Origin of the sequence: Pseudofrankia coriaricola, assembly GCF_001854805.1 — a bacterium.
Taxonomy (GTDB): domain Bacteria; phylum Actinomycetota; class Actinomycetes; order Frankiales; family Frankiaceae; genus Pseudofrankia.
The window spans coordinates 64,186-83,449 of record NZ_MBLO01000242.1; the positions used below are offsets into that span (position 1 = coordinate 64,186).

Annotated in this window: 14 protein-coding genes; 10 read left to right on the top strand and 4 right to left on the bottom strand. The window is 72.1% G+C overall.

Annotated elements, in window-relative coordinates; all coding sequences use genetic code 11:
- Positions 1-245 precede the first annotated feature (245 nt).
- From BCD48_RS33210 to BCD48_RS33220, 3 genes are all read left to right on the top strand, one after another.
- Positions 246-1,460 (top strand): RtcB family protein, encoded by a 1,215-nt coding sequence (locus BCD48_RS33210; RefSeq protein ID WP_071052336.1) that lies wholly within the window; start codon positions 246-248, stop codon positions 1,458-1,460.
- Between the two features lie 183 nt (positions 1,461-1,643).
- A complete protein-coding gene (locus BCD48_RS33215; RefSeq protein WP_071052337.1) occupies positions 1,644-2,123 on the top strand; it encodes an STAS domain-containing protein in 480 nt (159 codons plus the stop codon).
- Positions 2,124-2,596: 473 nt separating this feature from the next.
- A complete protein-coding gene (locus BCD48_RS33220) occupies positions 2,597-3,403 on the top strand; it encodes an OmpA family protein (protein ID WP_083419576.1) in 807 nt (268 codons plus the stop codon).
- Positions 3,404-3,602: 199 nt separating this feature from the next.
- Here BCD48_RS33220 and uvrA read toward each other — a convergent pair whose 3' ends face one another.
- Entirely contained in the window at positions 3,603-6,515 is a 2,913-nt protein-coding gene (gene uvrA / locus BCD48_RS33225; RefSeq protein WP_071052338.1) for an excinuclease ABC subunit UvrA, read from the bottom strand.
- A gap of 772 nt (positions 6,516-7,287) precedes the next feature.
- Here uvrA and BCD48_RS33230 point away from each other — a divergent pair.
- The 3 genes from BCD48_RS33230 to BCD48_RS33240 all read left to right on the top strand — a co-directional run bounded on the left by BCD48_RS33230 (position 7,288) and on the right by BCD48_RS33240 (position 9,626).
- Positions 7,288-8,295 carry a glycosyltransferase family 2 protein gene (locus tag BCD48_RS33230; protein ID WP_071052339.1) on the top strand — a complete coding sequence of 336 codons (1,008 nt, stop codon included), beginning with the start codon at positions 7,288-7,290 and terminating at the stop codon, positions 8,293-8,295.
- A 57-nt stretch (positions 8,296-8,352) separates the two neighbouring features.
- Positions 8,353-9,018, top strand: coding sequence for an MBL fold metallo-hydrolase (locus tag BCD48_RS33235; RefSeq protein WP_071052340.1), 666 nt, complete (start codon positions 8,353-8,355; stop codon positions 9,016-9,018).
- Positions 9,019-9,089: 71 nt separating this feature from the next.
- On the top strand, positions 9,090-9,626 hold the full coding sequence (locus BCD48_RS33240) for a helix-turn-helix transcriptional regulator (protein ID WP_241842187.1): 537 nt from the start codon (positions 9,090-9,092) through the stop codon (positions 9,624-9,626).
- Positions 9,627-9,675: 49 nt separating this feature from the next.
- Here the strand turns inward: BCD48_RS33240 and BCD48_RS33245 are convergent, their stop codons facing one another.
- The gene (locus BCD48_RS33245; protein ID WP_071052341.1) at positions 9,676-11,031 is read right to left on the bottom strand and encodes a zinc metalloprotease; all 1,356 of its coding nucleotides are present in this window, start codon (positions 11,029-11,031) and stop codon (positions 9,676-9,678) included.
- 201 nt (positions 11,032-11,232) lie between these two features.
- On the opposite strand from BCD48_RS33245, the gene uvrB reads away from it, so the two are divergent.
- Positions 11,233-13,362, top strand: coding sequence for an excinuclease ABC subunit UvrB (gene uvrB / locus BCD48_RS33250; protein WP_071052342.1), 2,130 nt, complete (start codon positions 11,233-11,235; stop codon positions 13,360-13,362).
- Positions 13,363-13,553: 191 nt separating this feature from the next.
- On the opposite strand, the gene BCD48_RS33255 is transcribed toward uvrB, so the two are convergent.
- A complete protein-coding gene (locus BCD48_RS33255) occupies positions 13,554-14,075 on the bottom strand; it encodes an NUDIX hydrolase (RefSeq protein ID WP_071052343.1) in 522 nt (173 codons plus the stop codon).
- Positions 14,076-14,176: 101 nt separating this feature from the next.
- Between BCD48_RS33255 and BCD48_RS33260 the strand changes: the two genes are divergently transcribed.
- Entirely contained in the window at positions 14,177-14,653 is a 477-nt protein-coding gene (locus BCD48_RS33260; RefSeq protein WP_071052367.1) for a Uma2 family endonuclease, read from the top strand.
- Between the two features lie 118 nt (positions 14,654-14,771).
- On the opposite strand, the gene BCD48_RS33265 is transcribed toward BCD48_RS33260, so the two are convergent.
- Positions 14,772-15,185 carry an SsgA family sporulation/cell division regulator gene (locus tag BCD48_RS33265; RefSeq protein WP_071052344.1) on the bottom strand — a complete coding sequence of 138 codons (414 nt, stop codon included), beginning with the start codon at positions 15,183-15,185 and terminating at the stop codon, positions 14,772-14,774.
- 876 nt (positions 15,186-16,061) lie between these two features.
- On the opposite strand from BCD48_RS33265, the gene uvrC reads away from it, so the two are divergent.
- Together uvrC and rapZ are read left to right on the top strand one after the other, a co-directional pair.
- Positions 16,062-18,344 carry an excinuclease ABC subunit UvrC gene (uvrC, locus tag BCD48_RS33270; RefSeq protein ID WP_071052345.1) on the top strand — a complete coding sequence of 761 codons (2,283 nt, stop codon included), beginning with the start codon at positions 16,062-16,064 and terminating at the stop codon, positions 18,342-18,344.
- The gene (gene rapZ / locus BCD48_RS33275; protein WP_071052346.1) at positions 18,341-19,222 is read left to right on the top strand and encodes an RNase adapter RapZ; all 882 of its coding nucleotides are present in this window, start codon (positions 18,341-18,343) and stop codon (positions 19,220-19,222) included. Before uvrC ends, rapZ begins: the two co-directional genes overlap by 4 nt.
- Positions 19,223-19,264 lie beyond the last annotated feature (42 nt).

Genomic DNA, 19,264 nt, shown 5'->3' on the forward strand with positions numbered 1-19,264 from the left:
GGTGCCCGGCGGTCGCCGGGGTCAACGTGGACTGGGCGGCTTGGGTCGCCTGAACGGCTTGAGCGGCCTGGGCGTTGGGGCAGGTCGGCCGCGGCCGGAAAACGATTTGTCCGTTGTCGGACGGTCCCGCATGCTGATCCGGCGCGCATACCTGAGCCGGGCAGGCTTCCCGGCGACGACAACGCGCGGACGGACGGCCCGCGAGCGGAACGCCTGCCCGCCGCATGGAAGCAGGAGCAACAGTCATGAGCCCCGTGGCCCGGCTCGGTGGTGGGCGGGCGCCGATCTGGATGTGGACCCGGCCGGAGGGCGTGGAGAGCGCCGCTCTGGACCAGCTGCGCGCGATCGCCTCACTTCCCTACATCCACCACCACGTAGCGGTCATGCCGGACGTGCACCTGGGCAAGGGCGCGACGGTCGGCTCGGTCGTGGCGATGCGGGAAGCCGTCTCCCCGGCCGCGGTCGGCGTCGACATCGGCTGCGGGATGGCCGCGCTTCGCACGAGCCTGACCGCGTCCGACCTGCCGGACGACCTGGGCGCGGTGCGGTCCGCCATTGAGGCCGCCATCCCGGTCGGGCACCGCCATCACGCCGCCGTGTCCACCAGGGTCCGCCGCAGCGCCGACCTCTGGGATGCCTTCCCAGGCCTGCACCCGAAGGTCTCGGGCCTGCTGGGCAAGGCGATGACGCAGCTCGGCACCCTAGGGTCGGGTAACCATTTCATCGAGCTGTGCCTCGATGCCGACGACGCGGTCTGGATGATGCTGCACTCCGGCTCCCGCAACATCGGCAAGGAGATCGCCGACGCGCACATCAGCGTCGCCAAGGGTCTGGCGCACAACACCGGCCTGCCCGACCGGGACCTCGCGGTGTTCCTCGCGGGCACGCCGGAGATGGCCGCCTACCGCCACGACCTGCGCTGGGCGCAGGAGTACGCGTGGCGCAACCGGCAGACCATGCTCGCGCTCTACGCCGACGCGCTGCGCGGTTTCTTCCCGTCGCTGCGGGTCCCGTGCCCGCCGGCCGAGGGCCCGCACACCGGCGAGGCGGCCTTCGCGAACGTCAACTGCCACCACAACTACGTCGCGGAGGAGCACCACTACGGCGCCGACGTGCTGGTAACCCGCAAGGGCGCGATCTCGGCGCGGGCCGGCGAGTACGGCATCATCCCGGGCTCCATGGGTACCGGCTCGTACATCGTCCGCGGTCTGGGCAACCCGGAGGCGTTCGCGTCCGCGCCGCACGGCGCCGGGCGGCGGATGAGCCGGTCCAAGGCGCGCAAGACGTTCACCGTCGACGACCTGCTCGCCCAGACGGCCGGCGTCGAATGCCGCACCGACCCCGGCGTGCTTGACGAGATCCCCGCCGCCTACAAGGACATCGACGAGGTCATCGGCTTCAGCGGCGATCTTGTCGAGGTGGTCGCGCGGCTGCGTGCCGTCCTCTGCGTCAAGGGCTGAACCGGGACGGGACCGCCGCGACCGTCATGGTCATGGCTCGTGGACGGAGGACGTTCACCGGAACGGACCTTACGGTGGGTCCTGTTCGTTGGACAATACGTTCCGGCACATGGCGGTTCCGGCCGGCCAGTGGCCGCGTGTCACTCCGTGGCCACTGGTCCCAGTGGAACAGGGAGGGCATGCGTGCCCGACGTCAGAGCGGTTCCAAACGACGACCTCACAGGCCTCGCGAGCCCGGCGGGACCCGTCGGCCCCGCCGAGCCGGCAGGCCCGGCAGATCCGGCGCAGTCCGCCTTCCACAGCTTCGACGCCGAGCGGCTGGAGATCCAGACCGGCGCGATGCGCGTCGCCGCCACCTTCGAGCCACCGATGCTCTCGATCGACGGCGACATCGACGTCTCGGTACTGCCGGCGCTCGTCGGCACGCTCGCGAAGGTCGCCCACCACGGCCGCGGCGACGTCCGCGTCGACCTGGCGCGGCTGCGCCGCGTCGACGTCGGCGGCCTGCGGGCGCTGGTGGCCTCCGCGGGCAACCTGAACCGCGATGGGCGGCGCCTCGTGCTGCACGCCGCCGCGCCCTGGCTGCTCGGCCTGCTCATCGTCACCGGCTGGGACGACGCCCCGGGCCTGCGCGTGCTCCCCGGCCCGGTGCCCGCCGGGTAGCCGGGACGGCGAGGCCGCCTGCGCCGCGACCGCGGCGACGGTCGGAGCCGGGCAGTGGCCGGCCATCGCCCCGGTGTCGTCGAGGCAGAAGTCCACATAGCTGTGCCCGTCGACGTCGGTGAGCCGGCACCCGGACGCGGACGACACCACCACCGGGTAGCTGCCGGGCCAGCGGGTCATCCAGTTCATCGGGACTCCGGCGAGCTGTGAGCCGCGGGCCCGCTCGTACGCCGCTCCGGCGGCCGGATGGGTTTCGACGAATCGGGCGGTCTCGGCCGCGAGCAGCCTTTCCAGCCTTTCCGGGTCAACCACCGACATGGGCACTCAGTTTACGGACAGTCGCTCGCCGCGGACAGTGCGGCGGCCGGGGGCCCGAAGGTGCGCTCCGCTCTGTCAGCTACCCGGCATGGCGATGCTCAGGGGACTGACTCCGCCTAACTTCTCCTCATCGTGCTGTTTGGGGGAGGAACGGGATGAAGCGAAAGATCGCAATACCGTTGCTGGCGACCGTCGCGACTGGACTGCTGTTCGCCGGTGGTTGCGGGGGTTCCTCGGGGTCGCCAGGGGAAACGTCCACCCCGAGCGCGCCGAGCACCGCCGCGACAGCCGCGCTGTCGCCGGCCCCGCCGTCCGAAGAACCGTCCGCGGACGCGTCGTTGCCGCCGGGAGCGCAACCGGGCGTGTTCGACCTCAACGATGACGGCACCCCCGACCCCACGTGCGGCACCCAGGACTTCGGCGGCGGGCTGGTGCTGCGCATCCCCTGCGGGGACTTCAGCGGGTACGCCCACACCCCGGAGGACGGGACCACGCTGGTGCCGGACTCGCTCTACCGCCTGCCCGGGCCCGACGACGTCGACCTCAGCGGCATCTCGGGCGAGAACCTCCAGGCCGTCGACGATGCCGGCCGCGAGGTCTTCATCCTGATCTTCAACAGTGACGGCCTGTTCGAGACCGGCAGTGACGTCATCGGCAGCACGGACACGATGGACGCGACCATCAGGCTGATCAACGCGCACTACGCCGGCGGCGACATCCAGGTGCGCGGCCACACCGACGCGACCGGCTCGGCGAGCGTCAACCAGCCCCTGTCGGAACGCCGGGCGGCGACCGTCCAGCGCTACTTCACCGACCACGGGGTCCAGGCCGCCTCGGTCACGTCGGTCGGGCTCGGCAGCACGCACCCGCTGGTCCTGGAGACCAACCCGGACGGCTCCCCCAACCCCGCGGCCCAGCGCTTCAACCGCCGCGTCGAACTCGTCGTCCACCTGCCCAAGTAGGGCGACGCTGGCTCGAAGGTCGCTGGCGCGACCGCTCGCCGCGTCGCCGGTCGGGCGCGGAGCGCCCTCCGGGCGTGGTACCGGATGCTGGCGTATAGCCGGGTCGGTGTGGTGCCGGGCCGAGGACGTGGCTGGGCTGACGCCGCGCTAGCGGCGCCGTCACCTGGCTTGGCCTGGGTCGCGCTGAATGGTTGCGGTGTTAAGCGGCGCTGGTGGCGCCGATGACGGCGGTGAGCTGGGCGGCGTCTGCGGTAGCGGATTTCTCGGCGCGGCCGGCGAAGATCTCGTTGAGGAAGACGCCGGTGTGGCTGGCCGCGTTCGCGGCGACCGTCTCCGGGGTGCCCTCGGCGACGACCCGGCCGCCGCCGGTGCCGCCCTCGGGACCCATGTCGATGATCCAGTCCGCCGTCTTGATGACGTCGAGGTTGTGCTCGATGACGATGACGGTGTTGCCGGCGTCGACGAGGCGGCCGAGCACGCCGAGCAGCTTGCGGATGTCCTCGAAGTGCAGGCCGGTGGTCGGCTCGTCGAGGACGTAGACGGTGCGCCCGGTGGAGCGGCGCTGCAGCTCGGAGGCGAGCTTGACCCGCTGCGCCTCGCCGCCGGACAGCGTCGGCGCCGACTGGCCGAGCCGGACATAGCCGAGGCCGACGTCGTTGAGCGTGCGCAGATGGCGGGCGATCGCCGGGACGGCGGCGAAGAACTCGGCGGCCTCCTCGATAGGCATGTCGAGGACCTCGGCGATGCTCCTGCCCTTGTAGTGGACCTCGAGGGTCTCCCGGTTGTACCGGGCGCCGGCGCACACCTCGCAGGGGACGTACACGTCCGGCAGGAAGTTCATCTCGATCTTGATCGTGCCGTCGCCGGAGCACGCCTCGCAGCGGCCGCCCTTGACGTTGAACGAGAACCGGCCGGGCAGGTAGCCGCGGACCTTCGCCTCGGTGGTCTCGGCGAACAGTCGCCGGATGTGGTCGAACACGCCGGTGTAGGTCGCCGGGTTGGAGCGCGGGGTCCGCCCGATCGGCGACTGGTCGACGCGGACGGCCTTGTCAAGGTGGTCGAGGCCGGACACGGTGCGGTGCCGGCCGGGGACCTCGCGGGCGCCGTTGAGCTTGTTCGCCAGCACCGCGGCCAGGATGTCGTTGACCAGGGTCGACTTGCCGGACCCGGAGACGCCGGTGACGGCGACCAGGCAGCCGAGCGGGAACGAGACGGTGACGTCGCGCAGGTTGTGCTCGCGGGCGCCGTGGACCGTGAGCGTCCGGCCCTTTGTCTGCGGGCGGCGCACCGCCGGGACGGCGATGGACCGCCGGCCGGCCAGGTACGCGCCGGTCAGCGACTCCTCGCTGGCGAGGAGGTCGGCGACGGTTCCCGACACGACGATCCGGCCGCCGTGCTCGCCGGCGCCCGGGCCGATGTCGACGACCCAGTCGGAGGCGAGGATGGTGTCCTCGTCGTGCTCGACGACGATCAGCGTGTTGCCCAGGTCGCGCAGCCGCACCAGCGTCCTGATGAGCCGGCGGTTGTCACGCTGGTGCAGCCCGATCGACGGCTCGTCCAGGACGTAGAGCACGCCGACGAGGCCGGAGCCGATCTGCGTCGCCAGCCGGATCCGCTGCGCCTCGCCGCCGGCGAGGGTGCCGGCCGCGCGGTCGAGGGAGAGGTAGTCGAGGCCGACGTCGAGCAGGAACGCGAGCCGCGCGTCGATCTCCTTCAGCACCCGGCCGCCGATCGAGCGCTCCCGCTCGGTCAGGTCGAGGTCCTTGAGGAACTCGGCGCACTCGCCGATTGACATCCCCGAGACCTCGGCGATCGAACGGCCGCCCACCGTGACCGCGAGCGACTCGGGCTTGAGCCGGGCACCGCGGCACGACGGGCACGGCACGTCGCGCATGTAGCCCTCGTAGCGCTCGCGGCTCGTGTCCGACTCGGCCTCGCGCAGGCGGCGTTCCAGGAACGGGATGACGCCCTCGAAGCTCGTGTAGTACGAGCGCTTGCGGCCGTAGCGGTTGGTGTAGCCGACGTGGATCTCGGTGTCGCCGCTGCCGTGTAGCACCGCCCGGCGGGCCCGGTCGGGCAGCGCCTCCCACGGGGTGTCCATCGAGAAGTGGAGGTCCTCGGCCAGCGCGGACAGCAGCCGTTCGAAGTACTCCTTGTTGTGCCCGCCGGCCCAGGGGCCGATCGCGCCGCCGGCGAGCGACAGCGTCGGGTCGGCGATGACGAGCTCCGGGTCGACCTCCTTGCGGGTGCCGAGGCCGGTGCACTCGGGGCAGGCCCCGTAGGGAGTGTTGAACGAGAACGAGCGCGGCTCGAGCTCCTCGAACGACAGGTCGTCGTAGAGGCAGGCCAGGTGCTCGGAGTACATCCGCTCGCGGTCCTCGTCCTGTGGGTCCCGGTCGACGAAGTCGAGCAGCACCAGGCCGTTGCCGAGGCGCAGCGCCGTCTCGACCGAGTCGGTGAGCCGTCGCTTGGCGGACTCCTTGATCGCGAGCCGGTCGACGACGACCTCGATCGTGTGCTTCTTCTGCTTCTCCAGCTTCGGCGGGTCGGTCAGCGGGATGACCTTGCCGTTCACCCGGGCGCGGGCGAAGCCGGAGCCTTGCAGCTCGGCGAACAGGTCGACGTACTCGCCCTTGCGCCCGCGGATCACGGGGGCGAGCACCTGGAAACGGGTGCCCTCGGGGAGCTCCATCAGCCGGTCGACGATCTGCTGCGGGGTCTGCCTCGCGATCGGCCGGCCGCACTTCGGGCAGTGCGGGCGGCCGGCCCGGGCGAACAGCAGCCGCAGGTAGTCATAGACCTCGGTGATGGTGCCGACCGTCGAGCGCGGGTTGCGGGAGGTCGACTTCTGGTCGATCGAGACGGCCGGCGACAGGCCCTCGATGAAGTCGACGTCCGGCTTGTCCATCTGCCCGAGGAACTGGCGGGCGTAGGCCGACAGCGACTCGACGTAGCGCCGCTGGCCCTCGGCGAAGATCGTGTCGAACGCCAGGCTGGACTTCCCCGAGCCGGACAGCCCGGTGAAGACGATCAGCCCTTCGCGGGGAAGATCGAGGTCGACGTCACGCAGGTTGTGTTCGCGCGCACCCCGCACGACGAGACGATCCGTCATCCGCGTTCCCTCACGTCTTCTCGGCTTCGTCGGCCCCACCCGCGCCAGACCCGGCATCGCGTCCTGAGGCCGAGGGACAGCACCACGGCACCCGGAACGCCGACCGCGGGTTCAGACCCGTGGTCCTGGCCCGGCGATGCTCCTTGCCCGGTGCTCACCTCGGTACGGACAACCCGGACCCGAGCAAAGGCACTCCCAGCGTACGGATGGGATACGACACTTCTCGGACGCGGGACGCCTTCCCGAACGTCCGTTCGATACTAGCGGCCGGTATGAGAGTGTCCGCGGAGGGGCCACGCCGGGGCCACCATCCGAGCCGGTGCGGACCGGTGCGGACCGGGTGCGAGCCCGGCGGGCGGCGGACGCGGAGCGGGACGGGCGGCGTTTCGACCCCCGCATGCCCTCGTCGCGCCGAGGACGGCCTCCGGCCGCGGTGGGTCGAGCTCCGCTCCACCACCCCGTCCGCGGCCCGGGTGGAGTGGGATCTCCGTGATCGGCTTAGCGATTCCAGGGTGGACACAATGAGTCTTTTCGCCCCTCCGGCCACGATTCGGATCCGTATGCTGCCTATGCTTCATCTGGTCGGAACGAAACTTGGGATGAGATAGCCAGTTGGTACGACGTGACCGGCGTCATACTGTTTCCCCGACTCGCCGGAAAGAATTTCCGCGCGTGCCCGTCCCGGGTGGTTACGGTGGGTCCGGTCGTCAGGAACGCTGGTCGCAGAAATCACGACGAATAGCGGCTGGCCCGCGCCCAGGAGGGCGGAATATTGCACAGCCTGCTCGCGGTCGTCGTCTCCTACGGCGGCTCGCCCCACCTGAATGGACTACTCAGCGCGCTCGCCGGCATGGCGGGCTGCCAGGTCGCGCTCGTCGAGAACAAGCTCGGCGGGCAGCACGGCACCGTGCCCGATGGCGTGCGGGTGTACGCCGAGCACGGCAACATCGGCTACGGCGCGGCGGTGAACCTCGCCGTCAAGCGTGCCCTGGCGGCCCCGCCGCCGGGCGACGGCTCATCCGGCGGCATTCCGGACTGGCTGCTGGTCGTCAACAGCGACGTCACCATTCCCCCTGACACCCAGGAGATGCTGCCGAAGCTCCTGGCCCAGGCGCCCGCCGACGTCGACGTCCTCGGGTTCGCGATCCGCACGGACGACGGCGGCCCGGGGCGGTCGACCGCGGTGCTGCCGACCATCGGCACCAGCGCCTTCACCGCGCTGCGCGGGGAGGCCGCAGCGGTGGTGCGCTGGCCGGCGCTGCGGTACCCGGTCGGGGCGTTCTTCGCGATTCGCGGGTCCGCGTTCCTGCGGATCGGCGGCTTCGACCCATCCTTCTGGCTGTACTACGAGGAGACGGACCTGTTCGCCCGGCTGCTCGCAACCGGCGGGCGGATCGACTGGTGCGGCGATGCCTGGCCGGTACTCCACACCGGCGGTGGCACCGCGGGCCGGGACGCGGAGCTCCAGCGCGAGCTCGGCCGGGCGGCCGTGGCCTACGCCCTGCGCCACCGCGAGACCATCGGCCGCGGCTGGCTGCCCGTCCACGCGGCGCAGCTCGCCCTGTTGACCGGCCGCAAGGCGGTCCTAGGCCGGTGGCCCGACGCCAGAAGGTCCGCCTGGATCCTCGCCGGCCTGCTCCAGGCGGCCACGCTGCCCGGGCGGGAGCCCGCCGCCCGGTCGCGCTGGCACGCGGTTCCTACCAGGACCCGGATCGCGCTCGCCGGCCTCGACGACATCCCGCCGCGCCCGGCGGGCTTTGGCGGCCCTCGGAGAGAATGACGACGCCGGAAACATCGGGCGCGGCCGCGGGCCGCCGGTGGCAGTGCTGGAGGAACGATGAGCGTGCGCGGGTACACGGGCGATGTCACGGTGGGCGGGCCGGCGGACGTCCGGGAGCTGCCCGGCCTGACGGTCACCAAGGTCGCGGTCGGCCCGTTCGACAACAACTGCTACCTGCTGCGCTGCACCGCGACCGGCGAGCAGCTGCTCATCGACGCGGCCAACGAGCCGGACACCCTGCTGCGCGTGATTGGCGACGAGGGCCTGGCCACCGTGGTGACCACGCACCGCCACGCCGACCACATCCAGGCGCTCTCCGACATCGTCGCGGCCACCGGCGCGACCACCGTCGCCCACCCGGACGACGCGCCCGCGATCCCGGTGCCCACCGCGGCGCTGCTGCGCGACGGCGAGGCGGTCCGGGTCGGCGAGGTCACCCTGCGGGCGATCCACCTGGTCGGCCACACCCCTGGCTCGATCGCCCTGCTCCACGACGCCGACCCGGCCGCCCCGCACCTCTTCACGGGCGACTGCCTCTTCCCGGGCGGGCCGGGGAACACGCGCAACGACGCGGCCGCCTTCACCTCCCTGATGGACGGCCTGGAGACGAAGGTCTTCGGCCCACTGCCGGACACCACCTGGATCTACCCGGGCCACGGCAAGGACAGCACCCTTGGCCGCGAGCGCCCCCACCTGGCCGAATGGCGCACCCGCGGCTGGTAGGGCGGTCGGCAGGTCGGGTGAAGTCGGGAGCCCTGGGCTTGCGACGTGCGCAAACGTGGCAGGCTGACAATGTGAGCAAGGAGAAGTCGAAGGAGCGAGCGGCCGCCGTCGCCGCGCCGTCGGCGGCCGGTGCTGAGCCGCTTCCGGTCGTGCTGACCGAGGACGAGGCCGCCGCCGCCGCGGTGGCGCTGGTCGCGCTGCCGCAGGGCCCGGCGAGCGACGCCGCCCGGGAGGCGCTGCACAAGGTGCTCACCGCGCTCGGCCCCGCGGGCCACGACAAGGTCACGGAGCTTGCCTCCCGGACGTGGAACCGGCCCGACGGGCTGCCGCGCACGCCGGCCACCCCGGTCATAGAGGACGCCATGCGCGACGGGGTCGCCGTCAGCATCGACTACGTCGACGCGGCCGGGAAACCGAGCCACCGGCGGATCGAGCCGCACGCCTTCGCCTATGCCCGCGGCAACTGGTACCTGATGACGTGGTGCCTGGACAAGAACGCGCCGCGCTGGTTCCGCTGGGACCGCATCGAGCGCGCCGAACTCACCACCACGCCCATCCAGCCCCGCGTGGCCTTCTCCGTCTACCCGGCCCCCAGCCCCCGCGCCTGAGCCCCGGGCGGGCGCCCCGGCGGCCCGGCTGCGTGGCCGGGCGCCGGGCTCAGCGGCCAGGGTGGTGGTTGGGGCGGCCGAAGCTGGAGGGGATCACGGTGCGGCCGCGCAGTGGGGCCGTCTCGATCGCGCGGCGGATCTCCGCCGGCCCGACCAGCCCGACCACCCGGGGACGTCCCCGCTCGTCGGGCTGCTCCTCGTCGAGGACCAGGACGTAGCCGGCGGCGGGCCGGCTGGCGAGCCGGGGGGCGACGATCGTCAGCGGCTCGTCGGGACGCGCCGTGGGGACCGAGGACAGGGGGATCGTCACCCGGCTCACCCTGGCGAGGCCGCGGTCGTCGAGCGGCACGGCGGCCAGGGCACGCGCCAGCGCGACCCCGGCCAGCGACTCGTCGAAGTCATGCACGGTGAACACGCTGGACACCGCACTCCCCGGCGCCGCGACGGAGCGCAGGGCCTCGTCCACGGTCTGCCACGACGACAGCCGGGGTGGCGGCGGGAGCATGACATCGCGGACGAACACGCCCTCGAGCGCGGTGCCGGCGCGCTGGCGCGCCTGCGCCAGCCGGGAGGTGCCCAGCGCCATCCAGCCCAGCAGCACCGCCCACAGCCCGATCAGCCCGACGAGGAAGCAGGCGGCGACACCCGCGGCGATCATCGCCCACCCGATGAAGACGCCGGTCCGCGCGACGACCGCCTCCGCCCGGCGGGGGTCTCCGGTACGGCGCAGCACGAACGCGGCCAGGATCCGCCCGCCGGGGGTGCGGGGCGACGGCAGCAGGTCGACCAGGGTGATGAGCAGGATGAACGTCCCCACCCACAGCGCCACCTGCGCGGCGAGGGCGAGCGTCCCCCCGGGCGCGAGCGCGCCGAGCGTCACGAGGACCGCGCCGAGCAGGCCCGTCGTCAGCAGGCCCGCGCGGGCGATGGCCGCGTCCGCCCGCGGGTCGAGCCCGCCCGGCCAGGGCTGGCTCCCGCCGGCCGCCTCGCGAGGCTCGGCCGGCGTGCCCGGCCGCTGCGCGCCGCTGGAGGGCTCCGCCGGGTAGGGCTCCGCGGGGACTCCCCAGACGATCTCGTCGTCGGGGCGGTGCCAGCCGCCCGGCGCTGACGGCCGGGCGAGCACGAGCCGGCTGCCGAACGCGCCGAGCACGATCGCGTGGACGTCGAGCCCGGCCCGCCGGGCCGCGACGGACCGCAGCAGGTCAGCGGCGACCAGGATCGCCAGCAGCAGGAGAGCGCCCAGCAGGCCGGCACTGAAGTACGCGGACCCCGTCCGGTTCGGGACGGTGACCGGCAGCGTCAGCCAGCCGAGCAGCGCGGTGACGACCGCGACCGAGACAGCCAGCCCCGGACGCACGGTGATCCGGGGCAGCCGCCCGCCCCGGCCCGCGTCATGGGTGGTCATTGCGCCTGCGGCTCCTTTCGAGGTTGCCTGCGCAGATTTGCCCTGCGCTGTTGCCCTACGCTCACTCAACGTCTGTCGTGCCCCTAGCCCTCCCGCCCGAACCGGCGATCTCGCCTCCAGTACCAGGGATCATGTGGTCCTCCAACGGATCCGGCCACTCGCCTCGGAAACTTGTCGGAGCCTTGTGGTGTTCTGGAAGACATGAGCACGACGTTCGAACGCCCCACCCTGAGCGTGGAGCGCTCCAGCGCGCCCTTCACGGTCGTCTCCGACTACCAGCCGTCCGGCGACCAGCCGGCGGCGATCAAGGAGCTGGCGCGGCGCATCAGAGCCGACGAGAAGAACGTCGTCCTGCTCGGCGCGACCGGCACCGGCAAGTCCGCGACGACGGCGTGGCTCATCGAGGAGCTACAGCGCCCGACGTTGGTGATGGCGCCGAACAAGACGCTCGCGGCCCAGCTGGCCAACGAGTTCCGCGAGCTGCTGCCCAACAACGCGGTCGAGTACTTCGTCTCTTACTACGACTACTACCAGCCTGAGGCGTATATCGCCCAGACCGACACCTACATCGAGAAGGACTCCTCGATCAACGAGGAGGTCGAGCGGCTACGCCACTCGGCGACGATGAGCCTGCTCACCCGCCGGGACACGGTCGTCGTCGCCTCCGTGAGCTGCATCTACGGCCTCGGGACTCCGCAGGAGTACATCGACCGGATGGTCCGGCTGACCGTCGGCGAGGAGATCGACCGCGACATCCTGCTGCGCCGGCTCGTCGACGTCCAGTACGCCCGCAACGACCTGGCGTTCACCCGCGGCACGTTCCGGGTGCGCGGCGACACGGTCGAGGTGTTCCCCGTGTACGAAGAGCTGGCGGTGCGCATCGAGTTGTTCGGCGACGAGATCGAACGGCTCTCGTACCTGCACCCGCTGACCGGCGAGATCGTCCGCGAGGTGCAGCAGGTCCACGTCTTCCCGGCGACCCACTACGTCGCGGGCCCCGAGCGGATGGAACGGGCGATCGCCGGCATCGAGGAGGAGCTGGCCGCCCGGCTGGAGACGCTGGAGGGGCAGGGCAAGCTGCTGGAGGCGCAGCGGATGCGGATGCGGACCACCTACGACATCGAGATGATGCGCCAGGTCGGGTTCTGCTCCGGCATCGAGAACTACTCGCGCCACATCGACGGCCGCGCCGCCGGCACCGCGCCGCACACGCTGCTCGACTACTTCCCCGACGACTTCCTGCTGGTCATCGACGAGTCGCACAACACGGTGCCGCAGATCGGCGGCATGTACGAGGGCGACATGTCCCGGAAGCGCAACCTGGTCGACCACGGCTTCCGGCTGCCGTCGGCGATGGACAACCGGCCGCTGCGCTGGGAGGAGTTCCTGGAGCGCATCGGCCAGACCGTCTATCTGTCGGCGACACCCGGCCCGTACGAACTGGGGTGCGCGGACGGTGTCGTCGAGCAGATCATCCGGCCGACCGGGCTGATCGACCCGGAGATCGTCCTCAAGCCGACGAAGGGCCAGATCGACGACCTCGTCCACGAGATCCGGCAGCGGGCGGAGCGTGACGAACGGGTCCTCGTCACCACGCTCACCAAGAAGATGTCCGAGGACCTCACCGACTACCTGCTGGAGCTCGGCATCCGGGTGCGCTACCTGCACAGCGAGGTGGACACGCTGCGCCGGGTGGAGCTGCTCACCGAGCTGCGCCGCGGCGACTACGACGTGCTGGTCGGCATCAACCTGCTGCGCGAGGGCCTCGACCTGCCCGAGGTGTCGCTCGTGTCGATCCTGGACGCCGACAAGGAGGGCTTCCTGCGTTCCGAGCGGTCACTGATCCAGACGATCGGCCGCGCGGCCCGCAACGTCGCCGGCCAGGTGCACATGTACGCCGACAAGATCACCCCGTCGATGCGTACGGCCATCGAGGAGACGAACCGCCGCCGCGCGCTGCAGATCGCCTTCAACGAGAAGATGGGCGTCGACCCACAGCCGCTGCGCAAGAAGGTCATCGACATCCTCGACGACATGGTCCGGGAGAACTCCGAGGGCGAGCTGTACGGCGGCGGCCGGGCGCAGTCGCGGGGCAAGGCCCCGGTGCCCGGCATGAAGTCGCGCACCGGCAGGCAGGACGCCGTCGGCCGCTACGCCGCGGAGCTCGCCGGCATGCCCCGCCACGACCTGGCCAACCTGATCCGCCAGCTCGACGACCAGATGCACGAGGCCGCCAAGGAGCTCCAGTTCGAGCTCGCCGCCCGCCTGCGCGACGAGATCGCCGAACTCAAGAAGGAGCTCCGCGGCATGACCGCCGCCGGCGTCGACTGACGGCGGCCCAGAACCGGCAGCGCTGTCGACCCGGCCGGCACCTTCCGTGCCGAGCCGGCCGAGAGCGGCCGGTATGGGCCCGGCGACAGTCGTGGCCGCCGGGAGTCTCCTGATCCGGTCTGTTAGTGATCCTGGGGACAACGGCCGCCGGGTGTGCGAAGGAAGATCATTTTCGCACACCCTTTGGCCCTCTAGCCGGCGGACAGCGCGGCGAGGGCGGACGTGACGAGGTGGCGCATCAGGCCGGGCCGGGTGCCGCGGTATCCGGCCAGGAACTCGGCGGGCGGCAGGAGGACCCGGCCCGCCGACTCGTGACCGTCCGTCCAGGGGAGCAGGCGGTGGACCCGGGCGACATAGATGATCATATAGGTCAGGTCGTCCGGGCCGAAGTAGTCCGACTCGATGACCTCGACCAGCGTCAGCTCGCCCAGCTCGGCCCTGATCTCCTCGAGCGCCTCGCGGCGGGCCGTCTCCTCGGGCGACGTGTCGCGCCACTGGACGTGCCCGCCGGGCAGGTCGAGCCCGCGCGCGAGCTCCGCGAGCACCAACCGGCCGTCGTCGTCGACGGCGACCACCGAGGCGCTCGTCACGGCCTCGAACGCCGGCCGGGCCTCCCGCCCGAGACAGGTCAGCCGGGTCGGGCCCCGACCCGGTCGCGACCGCACCGTCGGGCGCCGATCCTCATCCGCCGCCGGGCTGCCCGCCGCCGTCATCTGCCCTCACCCTCCGTGCCCGGCCCGGCCAGGCCGCCTCTACGATCATGCACTACCGCGTCCTGGTGGCGATCGAGGACGTGAGCGGGGACAATCGGCGCATGACCATGATCAGTGTTCCCGCTGAGATCACGCTTGGCGATGTGGCCGCCATGGGAGAGGCCGACGAACTGCATCGCTACGAGCTCAGTGACGAGGGGGAGCTGCGGGTCATGATGACGCCGACACCGGAGCACTCCCGCATCGTCATGCGGCTGACCGCCTGGTTCCTGCGGAACGGGTCCGACGAGGAGCGGCTGCGGACCGACCTTGGCATCTACACGGGCGGCGGTCGCCAGCCCGACCTGACGGTGTGGTCGGACGCCGCGCCCGACGTCGGTGTCGCCTCGGTCTACGTCCCGGTGGACGGGCTTCAGGTCGTCATCGAGGTCGTCTCTCGCGGGTCGCGGCAGAACGACCTCGTGGACAAGGCCAGTGAGTACGCCCGGGCGGGCATCGAGCGGTACTGGACGGTCGAGCAGGGCGGCACCCAGCCGGTCACGTTTCGAACCCTGGCGACGGGCCGTTACTCCGCATAGGGACCGCGCCCGCTTGAGTGGGTGCTCAAGCGGCACCCTGGCGACTTCGGACTGAGCTAAGCGGCGGCGCCAGCCGGGCGGACGTCGCCTGTGGGCTGCTTGTGGGCTGACCGCCCGCTCAGGCGCGGAGAAGCTCGTCGAGGACGGCGTCGAGCTCGCGCTCGGGGTGCTCCTGGCCGGCCGGGACGACCCGCTCGGTGCGCTCCAGGAAGTCGCGCAGCGGTTCGGCGCCGAGGATGACGGTTGAGCGCGAGGCGCCGTCGGTGAGCTCCAGCTGCACCTCGGCGCGGCGCGGGTCGGGGGTGAAGCGCACGTCGCCGTCGCCAGTGGGCTTCTCCAGCCCGGCGCGCAGCGCGTCCCGCGGGGCCACCCAGTTGCCCTGGGGCAGCGCCGGGTGGTCGGGCCGGGAGACCAGGGTGATGCTGACGGCCAGCGGGTCGCAGGCACGCCAGGTGACCACGAGGACAGTGACCCGCCCGCTCGTCGACGCGTCGTCGACGACGAACTCGGTGCTGACGTCCAGACCCTGCACGGGTGGGTCCCTCCCTTGATGCGCCTGCCAGGCCGACGACGACGCTTTCTCCCAGCAGCCAAGTTTCCCAGTTGCTGATTTGAGGGTCGCAGCGTCGCGTCCCAGGTGCCAGCCGGATGCGGACGGCTTGCCGACAGGCAGCCGCGCCCCGCGGCGTCATCGCCGCTGTGCTGTCTTCCTGGTGGCGCTCTCGCGGGAGGTCCCCGACAGCGGATGCGCCCCTATAGCCGTGCACCCTTACGGTGATGCGCCCTTGCTGCCGTACGCGGTATGGCAATACCGACGCGCGCCTTCCGGCCCCACTGCCATAGGCCTTGCGGCGACATCACCATCCGCCCGGCGGCAACGCCGGCCACGCTGCGCGCCGCCACCCCCCAGCGGCGGCGCGCACTCGCGCAAGCACGCTACGTCCACGATACGTGGTGCTCCTCGCCCGCGCCTGGACGGGTAGGGAAAGGGCGGTAAAGAAAAGAGGCCCGTGCGGGCGGGCCTGTCCCACGGGGCGGCGGCCCCGCCCCGCCCGATCGGCGGCCACACACCTGTAGCTGTCTTTCGGCGCTGGCGCGCCGCTCGCCGGGCTGACCTGGCTCTCGCGGGCGGTGGCCGCTCACCCGTGCGCGCGCCGCGCCGACCGCCGCGCCCGGGAACGGCGGCGCGGCGGACGGGCGCCGCGACGCGCGTGGGCCGCCAGGAACGCGGCGCGCGAGGGACTTCATAAGGCTGTGGGGGCCCGGTACGCCGTGCGCGAGACACGGTAAGGACACGGAGCGGTCGGGTTCGCGGGGCACCCCTAGGCGGGTATCGACGCTCTGCGTGATGAAATGGTTACGTGGAGGCGCTGTCTGATCGTGACCCGGGCCGCCGTAGGCTCGACCTATGGCTGATCCGGCGTCTTACCGACCCGCGCCGGGCTCGATCCCCGAGACCCCGGGCGTGTACCGCTTCCGGGACCCTCATGGCCGCGTCCTCTACGTCGGCAAGGCCAAGAACCTGCGCGCCCGGCTCGCCAACTACTTCACCGACGTCTATGCGCTGCATCCTCGCACCCGCACGATGGTCACCACCGCGAGCTCCGTCGAGTGGACCGTCGTGTCCACCGAGGTCGAGGCGCTCGCGCTGGAGTACACCTGGATCAAGGAGTATGACCCGCGGTTCAACGTCCGCTACCGCGACGACAAGAGCTACCCGAGTCTCGCCGTGACGCTGCAGGAGGAGTTCCCGCGACTCCAGGTCATGCGCGGGCCGAAGCGCAAGGGTGTCCGCTACTTCGGCCCCTATGCGCACGCCTGGGCCATCAGGGAGACGCTGGACCTGCTGCTGCGGGTGTTCCCGGCGCGTACCTGCTCCGCCGGCGTCTTCAAGCGCGCCGGGCAGGTCGGCCGGCCGTGCCTGCTCGGCTACATCGACCGCTGCAGCGCGCCCTGCGTCGGACGGGTCACAGCGAGCGAGCACCGCCAGATCGTCGATGACTTCTGTGACTTCATGGGCGGCCAGACCGGCAGGTTCCTGCGCCGGCTGGAGAAGGAGATGCGGGACGCCGCCGACGCCCAGGACTACGAGCGGGCCGCCCGGCTGCGCGACGACGCCGGCGCGCTGCGCCGCGCGATGGAGAAGCAGGCTGTCGTGCTGCCCGATGGCACCGACGCCGACGTCGTCGCGTTCGCCGACGACGAGCTGGAGGCGGCGGTCCAGGTCTTCTACGTGCGCGACGGCCGGGTGCGCGGCCAGCGCGGCTGGGTCGTCGACAAGCTGGCGGACGTTGGCACCCCCGACCTCGTCGAGCAGTTCCTCACCCAGGAGTACCTGGGGGACAAGGACGTGGGCGACGGTGCCCCTTCGGGCGGCGAGGGGCAGGCCGACATCCCGCGGGAGGTCCTCGTCCCGGAGCTGCCGACCGACGCCGAGGCCGTGGCCGAGCTGCTCGGCCGCTACCGCGGCGGGCGGGTCGAGGTGCGCGTCCCGCGCCGCGGCGACAAGCGGACGCTGTTCGAGACCGTGGAGCGCAACGCCAAGCAGGCGCTCATGCTGCACCGCACCCGGCGCGCGAGTGACCTGACGGCGCGTAGCCAGGCGCTCGCCGAACTGCAGGAGGCGCTCGGCCTCGCCGACGCGCCGCTGCGGATCGAGTGCTTCGACATCTCGAACATCCAGGGCACCAACGTCGTGGCGAGCATGGTCGTCTTCGAGGACGGCCTGCCCCGCAAGTCCGAGTACCGGCGCTTCTCCATCCGGGGAGTGGCCGGCCAGGACGACGTCGCGAGCATGTACGAGACGGTTGGCCGGCGGTTCAGCCGGTACCTGGCCGAACGGTCGCGTACAGGCGAGCTGCCCGGCACGGAGGAGGACGCCCGGAGCGAGGCCGGGCCAGCCGGCCTGACCGTCGAGGACGGCGGGGGCGCGCTGACCTCCCGGATCACGACCTCCCAGATCGCCGACCTCCCAGATCGGCTCCGCCGATCGGGCAGGGACCCTGTCGCCGATCCGGCAGGGACCCCGTCCGCCGATCCGGCAGGGACCCTGGGGTCGAGCGAGCTCCCCGCCGGCGAGCCGCTGGTGGTCGACGGGCGGCCCCGCAGGTTCGCCTACCCGCCGAACCTGGTCGTCGTCGACGGCGGGCCCCCGCAGGTCGCCGCGGCGGCGCGGGCGCTGGCGGACCTGGGGATCGAATCGGGGCCTGGCGGGGTGGCCCTGTGCGGGCTCGCCAAGCGCCTGGAGGAGGTCTGGCTGCCGGACGACCCAGACCCGGTCATCCTGCCGCGCACCAGCGAGGCGCTCTACCTGCTGCAGCGGGTGCGGGACGAGGCTCATCGGTTCGCGATCACCTACCACCGGCAGAAGCGGTCCGCGTCGATGACGGCGTCGCTGCTGGACGGCGTGCCGGGACTGGGCGAGACCAGGCGCAAGGCGCTGCTGCGCACGTTCGGCTCGGTCGCGAAGCTGCGGGCGGCGAGCGTCGAGGAGATCGCCGGCGTGCCCGGGATCGGCCCGCGCACCGCCGCCGCCGTCGTCGCGGCGCTCGCCCAGAGCGCCCCCGGGGCGCCCGCCGCACCCGCGCCGGCAGTCGACCCGCTCACGGGCGAGGTCCTGACGGAGAACTCGACGACAGAGAACTCGACGACAGAGGGAGAGCACGCCGTGACAGGGGGGAATACGCCGTGACCGCCGCCGCACCCAGCGGGCCGCTGGATCTCGCGATAATCACTGGGCTGTCCGGCGCCGGCCGCAGCACCGCGGCCAAGTGCCTGGAGGACCTGGGCTGGTTCGTCGTCGACAACCTGCCACCGGCGCTGTTGTCGACGATGGCCGAGCTGGGCCGGCGCTCCGGCGGCGGCGTCAGCCGGATCGCGGTCGTCGTCGACGTGCGCGGCCGCGCGTTCTTCGCCGACCTGCGGGCGGCGCTCGACGCGCTCGACGCCGCCGGCACCCGGCCGCGGGTGCTGTTCCTGGAAGCCAGCGACGACGCGCTGATCCGCCGGTTCGACCACGTCCGCCGCCCGCACCCGCTGCAGGGCGACGGCCGGGTCGTCGACGGCATCAGCCGGGAGCGGGCGCTGCTCGCCGAGCTGCGCGGAGAGGCCGACCTGGTGCTCGACACCACCGACCTCAACGTCCACGAGCTGCGCTCGAAGATCGACGCCGCCTTCGGGCAGCCGGGTGGCAACCGGCTCAACGCCACGGTCATCTCGTTCGGCTACCGCTATGGGCTGCCGCTGGACGCGGACCTGGTCGCCGACTGCCGCTTCCTGGCCAACCCGCACTGGGTGGAGGCGCTGCGGCCGTTCACCGGCCGCGACCCCCAGGTGCGCGACTACGTCCTCGATCAGCCGGGCGCCAAGGAGTTCGTCGACCGGTACGCCGAGCTGCTGCGCCTCGTCGGCGAGGGGTACCTGCGCGAGGGCAAGCGGTACCTGACCCTCGCCGTCGGCTGCACCGGCGGGCGGCACCGCAGCGTCGCCGTCGCCGAGGAGCTCGCCGCGCGGCTCGCCGCGACCGGCGTCGGCGTCCAGATCGTGCACCGCGACCTGGGCCGGGAGTGACGCCCGTGCCCCACCACCCCCACGACGTGGAAGGCCAAAGGG

Excerpts from the sequence above, each read along its gene's own strand:
- BCD48_RS33210 (WP_071052336.1), top strand. The coding sequence starts at position 246 with ATGAGCCCCGTGGCCCGGCTCGGTGGTGGGCGGGCGCCGATCTGGATG.
- BCD48_RS33220 (WP_083419576.1), top strand. The coding sequence starts at position 2,597 with ATGAAGCGAAAGATCGCAATACCGTTGCTGGCGACCGTCGCGACTGGA.
- uvrA (WP_071052338.1), bottom strand. The coding sequence starts at position 6,515 with ATGACGGATCGTCTCGTCGTGCGGGGTGCGCGCGAACACAACCTGCGT.
- BCD48_RS33235 (WP_071052340.1), top strand. The coding sequence starts at position 8,353 with ATGAGCGTGCGCGGGTACACGGGCGATGTCACGGTGGGCGGGCCGGCG.
- BCD48_RS33245 (WP_071052341.1), bottom strand. The coding sequence starts at position 11,031 with ATGACCACCCATGACGCGGGCCGGGGCGGGCGGCTGCCCCGGATCACC.
- uvrB (WP_071052342.1), top strand. The coding sequence starts at position 11,233 with ATGAGCACGACGTTCGAACGCCCCACCCTGAGCGTGGAGCGCTCCAGC.
- BCD48_RS33255 (WP_071052343.1), bottom strand. The coding sequence starts at position 14,075 with ATGACGGCGGCGGGCAGCCCGGCGGCGGATGAGGATCGGCGCCCGACG.
- BCD48_RS33260 (WP_071052367.1), top strand. The coding sequence starts at position 14,177 with ATGACCATGATCAGTGTTCCCGCTGAGATCACGCTTGGCGATGTGGCC.
- uvrC (WP_071052345.1), top strand. The coding sequence starts at position 16,062 with ATGGCTGATCCGGCGTCTTACCGACCCGCGCCGGGCTCGATCCCCGAG.